Source organism: Pelotomaculum terephthalicicum JT, assembly GCF_022410535.1.
GTDB lineage: Bacteria > Bacillota > Desulfotomaculia > Desulfotomaculales > Pelotomaculaceae > Pelotomaculum_D > Pelotomaculum_D terephthalicicum.
On the sequence record NZ_JAKNBL010000042.1, the window covers coordinates 19,651 to 28,048 of the forward strand.

Genomic DNA, 8,398 nt, shown 5'->3' on the forward strand with positions numbered 1-8,398 from the left:
GCTGTTTGTTTAAAAACGAAAATAAAAAAACGGGTTATAGGTTGAATCAACCAGATAAGCTGTGGAAAGGAGCAGCACCATCAAACAGGAGAGCGTGGCCGCGGTATAATAGCATGCTGCTGACCTGGCGAGCAGTTTTTCTTGCACATGTTTACTGAACGGTGTCGAGGCCAGGGAGGCAATAAGGATTAAAACGACCTGAGTAGAAAGATAATAAAGAGCCTGCTGATCGCAAAATCCCCTGCCGTGGAGGCCAAACAATACTTGCAGATAGGCAAGGCCTGCGGGTAAGTGAGCAAAGGCGAACAACACCCACCCCAGCAGGATCAGCAAAACGGCGTAAGCATGGCAGAGACAGCGGGGGGCCAGGGAGAGCCATTTAAAAAGGAAAGTTTTCTCCAGCGCTAGAATAAGGCCGTAGTAAAGCCCCCAGAGCACAAAATTCCAACTGGCTCCGTGCCACAAGCCCGTCAGGAACCAGACCAGAAACAAATTTCTGTAGAGCGCCAGCTTGCCGGAGCGGTTTCCTCCCAGGGGAAGATAGACATAATCCCGGAACCAGGTTCCCAGGGAGATATGCCAGCGCCGCCAAAACTCGGTGATACTCTGGGAAATGTAGGGATATTGGAAATTTTCCGGAAAGGTGAAACCGAACATTTTGCCTAAACCGATAGCCATATCCGAATAACCGCTGAAATCAAAATAGATATGCAAAGCAAAAGCAATAATCCCCAGCCAAGCTGTGCAGACGGTTAGTTCAGAGGGCGGAGCTTGCTGAATTTGGGCCCAGAAGAAGCCCAGATTGTTCGCCAGTAATACCTTCTTTCCCAGTCCGGCCACAAACCGCCTGACCCCTTCCCCAAAACCAGCAAATCCTTCCCTTCTCTGCCTTAATTGTGCGGAGACCGTTTGGTACCGGACGATGGGACCTGCGAGCAGTTGCGGAAAGAGCGAGACATAAGTGCCGAAATCAATGAAATTTCGCGGGGCAGGTCCGGCGCCCCGGTAAAGATCAATGATGTAGGAAATCGCCTTAAAGGTATAAAAGGAGATGCCCAGTGGCAGCGGCAACCCCAGAACCGCCAAGGATGTACCCAGGACACTATTGATGGACTCCAGCAAAAAGTCATAGTACTTATAAAAACATAATAAGCCCAAGTTGGTGGCCAGGGCGGAGATCAGGACCAACCGGGACTTATTCTTTTTCTCTCCGGACCTGGTCAGCAGCAGACCGTGCGCGTAGTTGATTAGAGTGGAAAAGAACATCAACAGAATATAGACGGGTTCGCCCCAGGCATAAAAAATTAAACTGGAGACGAACAAGATGAAATTTCTGTAACGGTGCGGAACGGTATAATAAAGTAACAAGACGAGTGGCAAAAAGGCAAAAAGAAAGAATAGGCTGCTAAAGACCATGGTATGGTTGTCCTTTGTCGCCCCGGGATAGTTTTTCCCCCTGCTTATTAAAAAGCTTGTTCAACTCCGTTTTTACTGCTTCATTGTGGCCCGAAATACAAAGGATGACATATTTGCCGTTCACCGAAAGAAAAGGGTCGGCAAGTTTGGGCAACTCTGAGGGCACGTAATCCTGAAAACTTGTTTTCTGGTCGGCGACTCGTTGCCAAACAGCAGTTTCAATTCTTTGGGCGGCGGCAACATCTACAGCCTCAAAAACCGCAATTTCTTCTGCAGTCGCACCGCTGCTGACATACACCTTTTGTTTTACGACATCCTGCGCGTCGATGGGATAAATAACGGCGATCATTTGGTCGCTAATGGCGGTCAGGGTGTCTTGAAAGGCAATGGTCTCCCGGAGTGTTTCGGCACATGCATTCACATCCAAAGTAAAATCAGTATCGGCCTTGTTGCAGCCAGGCAGAGCCATCATGATCACCAAAAACACCATAAGCAACAAGCCACCCGTCCTGTGCATTTCCACACCACTCTCCCCCAGCAAAAATTGTTATGGAGCAACATAATGAAGCTTAAGATAAGCGAGCCAGCGATCGCAATAATCTTTATTCAGGTGGATCCCGTCGGTGGAGGCGTCACTGGCCAGGTTTCCCTCTTGATCAAGAACACATTGGGCCACGTCCAGATAGTAAAGGCTTTTTTCCGCGGCCATTTGTCGAATTAACCCATTATACTTGCTGATGTTGGTATTATTAAAAACTTGATCGCTTTGGGATTTTTGCTCGGAGACCGGGAGGATGGACTGGAGGTAAATTTCCGCCTCCGGCTCAATTTTTTGGATCTCCGCAATGACTTCACCATATTTTTTGATAAACAAGTCGCTGTAAGCCCAGCCCAGCTCGTTGATGCCCAGCATAATATAGACCTTCTTAAATGATTCCTGGCGCAAAGCTTCCATAATGGTCGTTTTTTTGCCATCGGCAGCTTTCACCACCGGCTTGGTTAAGATCGTATCCACCTTTAAGCCGGTAGAAGTATAGTAGGTGGCCTGCCGGGGACCGCTGAGCATTTGGAAGCCTTTGGTCCGGGAGTCGCCGATAAAAACGCTGTCCTGGAAGTAGTCGTCCGTAACGGCAACTTCAGCTGCCGGCACGGGTCGGCTATAATCATAGGCACCGGCCACCGGGGGAACCGGAACCTCATCCTGCCGGTCTGGCGCTGATGCTGTAGGCCCGGTGATGGGCTGCTCCGCCGGTGGGGACCCGGCCCCCGGGGACATTGCCGGCGTATTGCTGTCCTGCATTCCGTTGGTATAAGCCGGACGGAAAAAAGCAGCCAAGGCGCCCAAGGCCACAGCAAGCAAAAGGAGCACCAGCGCAAGGCGAAAATACGCCGGAGGCGAAGAAGAATATTGTCTTCTGTAAGAACTGCTTTCCACAGCGCGGGAATCTCCCTTCCGGAAAAAATTCAAAAAAACAATCTGTTTTCTCTTTCATTTTATTCCCTTTCATTCGACATTGATTTACAAAGTCATTAAGATTGGTTACAAAAAAGTTACAGTTTAGGCCAAAAAAAAAATTCTTTGGAAAATGGCTTTAAATTTATAGTACAATAGCCTGGAAAAGAGAAGTGTGGGAGTGAGCCTCCATGCAAGCAGACCAGGCGAAAGTATTGATCGTGGAAGATGAAATCTCTATCCGGAAATTTATCGCCATTAATTTACATAGAAATAATTTTGAGGTACTCGAGGCTGAGGACGGGGAAACAGGCCTGGAGATGGCCAAAACCTTTACCCCTGATGTGGTCATTTTAGATGTAATGCTCCCATCCATGGACGGCTTTGAAGTATGTATGCAGATCAGGCGGCTAATGCCGCAAATCGTGATTATCATGTTAACGGCCAAAGGGGAGGATATGGATAAAATAATGGGGTTGGATCTGGGAGCCGATGACTATATGGTCAAACCCTTTAACCCTTTGGAGCTTATCGCCAGAATTCGAGCTAATTTGCGCAAACTGCCCGGTCCTCCTCCTGCAAAAACAAATTGTATTTTTTTCCGGCGGCTCATGCTGGATCTGGAAGGGCAGCATTTCTATAAAAGTGGCCGGGAAATAGAATTAACGCCCACGGAATTTGCCATCATGAAAGTATTCCTAAGCAATCCCAAGAAAGCATTCAGCCGGAACGAAATCATGAATGGCGTTTGGGGACGGAATTATTTTGGTGATCTGAAAACAGTGGATGTCCATATCCGCAGAATACGGGAAAAGCTGGAAGAAGATCCCTCTGCTCCCCGGTGGATAGAAACAGTCTGGGGAGTGGGCTACCGGTTGAAGGGGGAGGGGAGCACCTATAAGTATCAAGAGTAGAGTTATCTTGAATTTTATGTTCATCATCGTGATTACTGTGCTCGTTTTGGAATTTTTTTTAATTTCGAGCATCCGGCATAACTATAATAAAAATTTGGAAAACATTTTGGTAAACCGGCTGCAAACCTCTACGGATCTCTATGTCCGGTACTTTTCCGATGCGACCCTGCAGGAAAATGTTTTCAATGATATGGATACATTTTGGAAACAAGTAACGGCTCAGGTAGAAATCATTGATATGGACGGCCGCGTCTTAATGAATTCCCTGGGCTACCTAGCCGACTCTGTTACGGAAATGGATGATGTCCGGCAGGCCTTGAAGGGAGAGCAAGGGCTTTGGGTGGGGCGCGTTCCCTACGATACGGAAAAAGTCATGGCTGCCGCGTGCCCGATCGTGGTGGCGAAAGAGCAGGTGGGGGTCTTACGGTTTGTCGCTTCCTTAAGGGAAGTAAACGAAGAAATCAGGAACATCGCTTACAGATACTTGTCTTTTGGTGGGCTGGTCATTCTTTTCTCCGGGTTGGTGAGTATTATTTTAGCCAAGACCGTTACGGATCCGCTCAAGAAAGTAATCCTAGTCGCGGAAGAAATGGCCAGAGGGAACTTTCGGGTGAAAAGCGCCCATAAGTCACAAGATGAAATCGGGAAACTCGCCGCCACGCTAAATTACCTGGCCAGTGAGATTATCAAGAAGGAGGCACTAAAAAATAATTTTATTTCCTCGGTTTCCCACGAATTACGCACACCTTTAACTTCGATTAAAGGGTGGGCTGTCACGCTCAGACAGGGTTATGAAAACAAAGAGCTCTTACAGGACGGCCTGGACATTATTGAAAAGGAAAGTGACCGGCTAACCCATATGGTGACCGAGCTTTTGGATTTCTCCGGATTTGTATCCGGGACGATTACCTTAAAAAAAGACAAGGTGAATATTGCGGACCTTTGTGAAAACCTGCGGATCCAATTAGCTCCCAGAGCTTTACGGGAAGAAATAGATTTTCAGGTCGGGTATGCGGCTGATAACCCTTTCCTTTACACCGATGAAAACCGCTTGAAGCAAGTATTGCTGAATCTGCTGGACAACGCTTTCAAATTTACAGCTGCCGGCGGGCAAGTCTCCCTGACCGCCGTCTCCGATCACGAGTGTTATTACTTTTATATTGAGGATAATGGGTGCGGGATTGCCCCAGAGGAGCTCCCCCGAGTGAAAGAGAAGTTTTATAAGGGGAAATCCAGTAAATCGCAGAATGGGATCGGCCTCTCTATCTCTGATGAAATTATCCGGCTGATGCAGGGAAAACTGGAGATCAATAGTAGGGTTGGCCAGGGCACACGCATTACCATTACGTTACCTCTCCGGGAAGCGGTGAACGTAAAGTGAAGAAAGTATGGGGAGCTATCTTTCTCTTATTGCTTCTGGTAGGGTTTCTAGGCCTCCAGGCCGGCGGCTTTATCGGCCGGAATGCAGATTTTACCCTCAGGCTGGTCCCTCCCCAAAATCGACAGCCACCCCTGCAAGGCACCTGGCAGATCGTTTCCCTCCTGAAGGAGAGTACGGCCGCCAACCAGGAACTTGCCCAAAATTGGGTAGGTAAAAACCTTTATTTTGCGGAGAGCAATGTGTTGTTGGGTGAGTATCTTTTGCCCCATCCCCGCTATCGAGTAAAAAGAGTCGAGGCGAAAACTTACCTGCTCTCTCAGCAGCATGCCTTACCGGAGGAATTCCGTTTTGGAAACCCGGAAATTGAGGTAATCACCCTTTCCGACAATCATTTGTTTTGGTGTGAATTGCTGCGGGAAGATGACGACAAATTGTTACTGACTCTTTTTAACAACAGCTATCTGGTCAAGAAAATCTCCGACGATGTGGACGCCACGGTCTTCTCTTCCTCCGAGACCACGGATATCTTGGAAATCGGCAACTTGACAGAAACCGCCAGTAGACATACAGGTGTCCTGCTCGGACTGCGCGCTTCTGATCAGGACCGGCAGGGTCGTCAGGGTGAACATTACCGCACTCTTTGGCTGGCCCTGGAAGATCAAAAACTGGCCCCTGTGTTAGCGACAAACGTGATTGTCTTCCCTCGCAAAAGCGGTTTTTATGAGCTTGAGGTTGTCAGAAAAAAAGAGGAGAAAAAAGAGGAGGATTTTTTAATCGTTGAGCATATTTTAGGAGAGGAAAAACAGAAAGATTTCGAACCGTCCCTGGCTTCTTCAAGCTGGGAGGAAAAGGAAGGTTATATTCACCGCCGGATTCACTATATCGGTAATGATTATGTTTCCATCGAAGAAACGGTAAAACAAACATCCGTGAGCGACGGCAGCATCAAGGAGGAAAGTAAGCTGCACATCTTCACCGTTGATAGTTTGCCTGGCATGAAAGCGGTGAAGATTACCGATCTGGCCGGACCAGGTGCGCTTACGCCCATGGAACAGGGGAAACAAAACCTGCTGGAGCAACTCCAAGTGAAACAGGCGGGTTCGGCGGATGAAGAGAATTTTGGCCTGGCCAGAAAAAAGGGATATTGGATCCTTAAAGGCCGGTTAAGTTATCCCCAAAACAATGTCTTGGTAACGGCGGATTACGATATTGACCTCCTGGCGCCGAGCCAAGTCGTCTTCTATAATCAGCTAAATATCCCCTGGTCCCGGGTGAAAAATCATGTTCCCAATGCGATTGATGTCTTAATTTCACCGAATAAAGATCTGGCGCTGGTGGTCACGAACAAAGAAATTATTGTTTATGGAATGTATCAGGGAAACCTGGAAGAACACCCTTTGGAAAGGATCCCCTTACAAGAGGGCGAAGAAGTCATCATGGCTGAATGGGCTTTGGGACAATATTATGTGGGAAATTGGTCCCTGACCTTCCAAACCTATCTCGCTCAAGTCAAGTAAACGGGAGGACAGCCTTGCGCCTGCATAGAAGACAAAAAAGGGTTCTGCTCAAAAAACAACCCCTTTCTTTAATTTCATGATATGCTCCCTTTGTAGTAGGCAGTTGAAAATAATAGAATTGTTACTATGAAGGGAGTATTTTTAAATAGGGCAACCAGTACAAAGCACCGCCGGTACGGTGCGTAGAAATACAAAAGGGCGAAGGAAAGACAAGACCACTAGGGATTTACCCCCACGCCACCGGCTGTTGGATATCGGGAGATTTCACTTATTCTTACCGGGGTTTTCCAGCGATCTTTCTGTCAGACGAGTGTATAAAAGAATTTGTGGTTCTTATAAATAATGCCGAGACTATTTTAATAGTAGAGAACAAAACAATCTTTGAAGAGGTTTTAAGGCGGGGGTTGTATGAAAGGAAGGATTGTGCGGTAGTTTATTCTGAAGGCTATCTATCATCTGGAGATAAGCACCTGTTGCAAAATCTTAAAGTAGATAACCCGATACTAATAAAGTTAATGGAAGCTATGGAAAAAAACGATAGAAAGGTGGAGCAGGAAATCCTTTTAGACATCTTAACTAATGAGCAGATATTATGTTTTGATAATAAGGAAAAATAAGTGGTTCTCGCGTACAATGAATTCTAGTAACATGATAATGGACTTTCGATTTTACCACTTCTTCGGCACACCTAGTTTTTGTCAAAATTATGATATAATGATAATGTAAAATTTATTGCGAGGTGTTCGATATGCCAATAATTCGTCCCGTTTCCGATTTGCAGAACAAAACTCCAGAGATTGAGGAGATTTGCATAAAAGAGCAGAAGCCGGTTTTTATCACCAAGAACGGTAACGGGCATTTAGTCATCATGAGCCAGCAGCTTTTTGAAGAACAGCAAGCCCTATTAGACCTTTATGACAAGCTGGATGAGGCCGAAGAACAAAGCCGCGCCGGAAAAAGTCGCCCGTTCCGTGATGTTATGGCAAGCTTAAGGAGCCGTATCCATGCCTAAGCATTTAATTAGTATCACTGAGGCAGCAGAGCAGGATCTGGCCGAAATTGTTGATTATATCGCTAACGATAATCCTACTGCCGCTCTTAAGCTGGCTGAAAATATCGAGCAGAGCATTTTACAGTTTGAAGACTTCCCACTGATCGGTACGATACCCAAAAATCGAAGATTAAACCGGCAAGGATATCGTATTCTGATAGTCGATAGTTACTTGGTGTTCTACGTTCTGCTGGACAACGAGACAGTGGAAATCCGGCGCATTATTAGCGGGAAAAGAGACTATAAGTTTTTGCTTTAGCGGAACATTCCTTTGACGAAGTAGCGTATCAGGAAGTAAGCGTTGCCGCCTGACGGGCTTAAGAGAAGGAATTCTTAAAATCGCCAAATAGCCGCCGGAATGGTGAAAAATATATACGAACAACAGTCAACGGTTGAAATTCTTTAGTGTAGGAGTTAACCCTATAATTGTTAATAGATAAGCATTCCCGAAAATAGTAGAAGCCAACAGAGAGGTCTTCCACAAAACTCGAAACACAGTGATATAATTGGATAGGTAAAACCATAAAACCCTTGTAAAAAAGGGCACTGAAAAAGTCCGTTTGCAGCAATGCAGATGGACTTTTTGTCCAAAATTTTTGTCCAAAAATGGTATAATTATTCATGAAAGAAGTTGAGTGAGCGGGGGAATCAAAAATGCTCATCGAA

General features: G+C 46.4%; 10 protein-coding genes. 6 read left to right on the forward strand and 4 right to left on the reverse strand.

The features are described from left to right. Positions 1–9 precede the first annotated feature (9 nt). The 3 genes from L9W92_RS16050 to L9W92_RS18705 are packed head-to-tail and all read right to left on the reverse strand — an operon-like array spanning position 10 to position 2,851. Entirely contained in the window at positions 10–1,368 is a 1,359-nt protein-coding gene (locus L9W92_RS16050) for an MBOAT family O-acyltransferase (RefSeq protein WP_312038114.1), read from the reverse strand. A 37-nt stretch (positions 1,369–1,405) separates the two neighbouring features. Continuing rightward, complete coding sequence (locus tag L9W92_RS16055) at positions 1,406–1,933, reverse strand: DUF4358 domain-containing protein (RefSeq protein WP_240084761.1); 528 nt, start codon at positions 1,931–1,933, stop codon at positions 1,406–1,408. Positions 1,934–1,963: 30 nt separating this feature from the next. After that, the gene (locus L9W92_RS18705) at positions 1,964–2,851 is read right to left on the reverse strand and encodes a GDSL-type esterase/lipase family protein (RefSeq protein WP_240084753.1); all 888 of its coding nucleotides are present in this window, start codon (positions 2,849–2,851) and stop codon (positions 1,964–1,966) included. Positions 2,852–3,060: 209 nt separating this feature from the next. On the opposite strand from L9W92_RS18705, the gene L9W92_RS16065 reads away from it, so the two are divergent. The 6 genes from L9W92_RS16065 to L9W92_RS16090 all read left to right on the forward strand — a co-directional run bounded on the left by L9W92_RS16065 (position 3,061) and on the right by L9W92_RS16090 (position 7,991). After that, on the forward strand, positions 3,061–3,783 hold the full coding sequence (locus L9W92_RS16065; RefSeq protein ID WP_240084754.1) for a response regulator transcription factor: 723 nt from the start codon (positions 3,061–3,063) through the stop codon (positions 3,781–3,783). Positions 3,784–3,799: 16 nt separating this feature from the next. Then, entirely contained in the window at positions 3,800–5,164 is a 1,365-nt protein-coding gene (locus L9W92_RS16070; protein ID WP_240084762.1) for a HAMP domain-containing sensor histidine kinase, read from the forward strand. Beyond that, positions 5,161–6,681 carry a hypothetical protein gene (locus L9W92_RS16075; RefSeq protein ID WP_240084755.1) on the forward strand — a complete coding sequence of 507 codons (1,521 nt, stop codon included), beginning with the start codon at positions 5,161–5,163 and terminating at the stop codon, positions 6,679–6,681. Before L9W92_RS16070 ends, L9W92_RS16075 begins: the two co-directional genes overlap by 4 nt. Before the next feature lie 326 nt (positions 6,682–7,007). Then, complete coding sequence (locus L9W92_RS16080) at positions 7,008–7,298, forward strand: hypothetical protein (protein ID WP_240084756.1); 291 nt, start codon at positions 7,008–7,010, stop codon at positions 7,296–7,298. A gap of 131 nt (positions 7,299–7,429) precedes the next feature. After that, a complete protein-coding gene (locus tag L9W92_RS16085; protein WP_240084757.1) occupies positions 7,430–7,693 on the forward strand; it encodes a type II toxin-antitoxin system Phd/YefM family antitoxin in 264 nt (87 codons plus the stop codon). After that, entirely contained in the window at positions 7,686–7,991 is a 306-nt protein-coding gene (locus L9W92_RS16090; protein WP_240084758.1) for a type II toxin-antitoxin system RelE/ParE family toxin, read from the forward strand. Before L9W92_RS16085 ends, L9W92_RS16090 begins: the two co-directional genes overlap by 8 nt. A 58-nt stretch (positions 7,992–8,049) precedes the next feature. On the opposite strand, the gene L9W92_RS16095 is transcribed toward L9W92_RS16090, so the two are convergent. Further along, positions 8,050–8,398: hypothetical protein (locus L9W92_RS16095; protein ID WP_240084759.1), on the reverse strand; the 349-nt coding region annotated here is incomplete at its 5' end.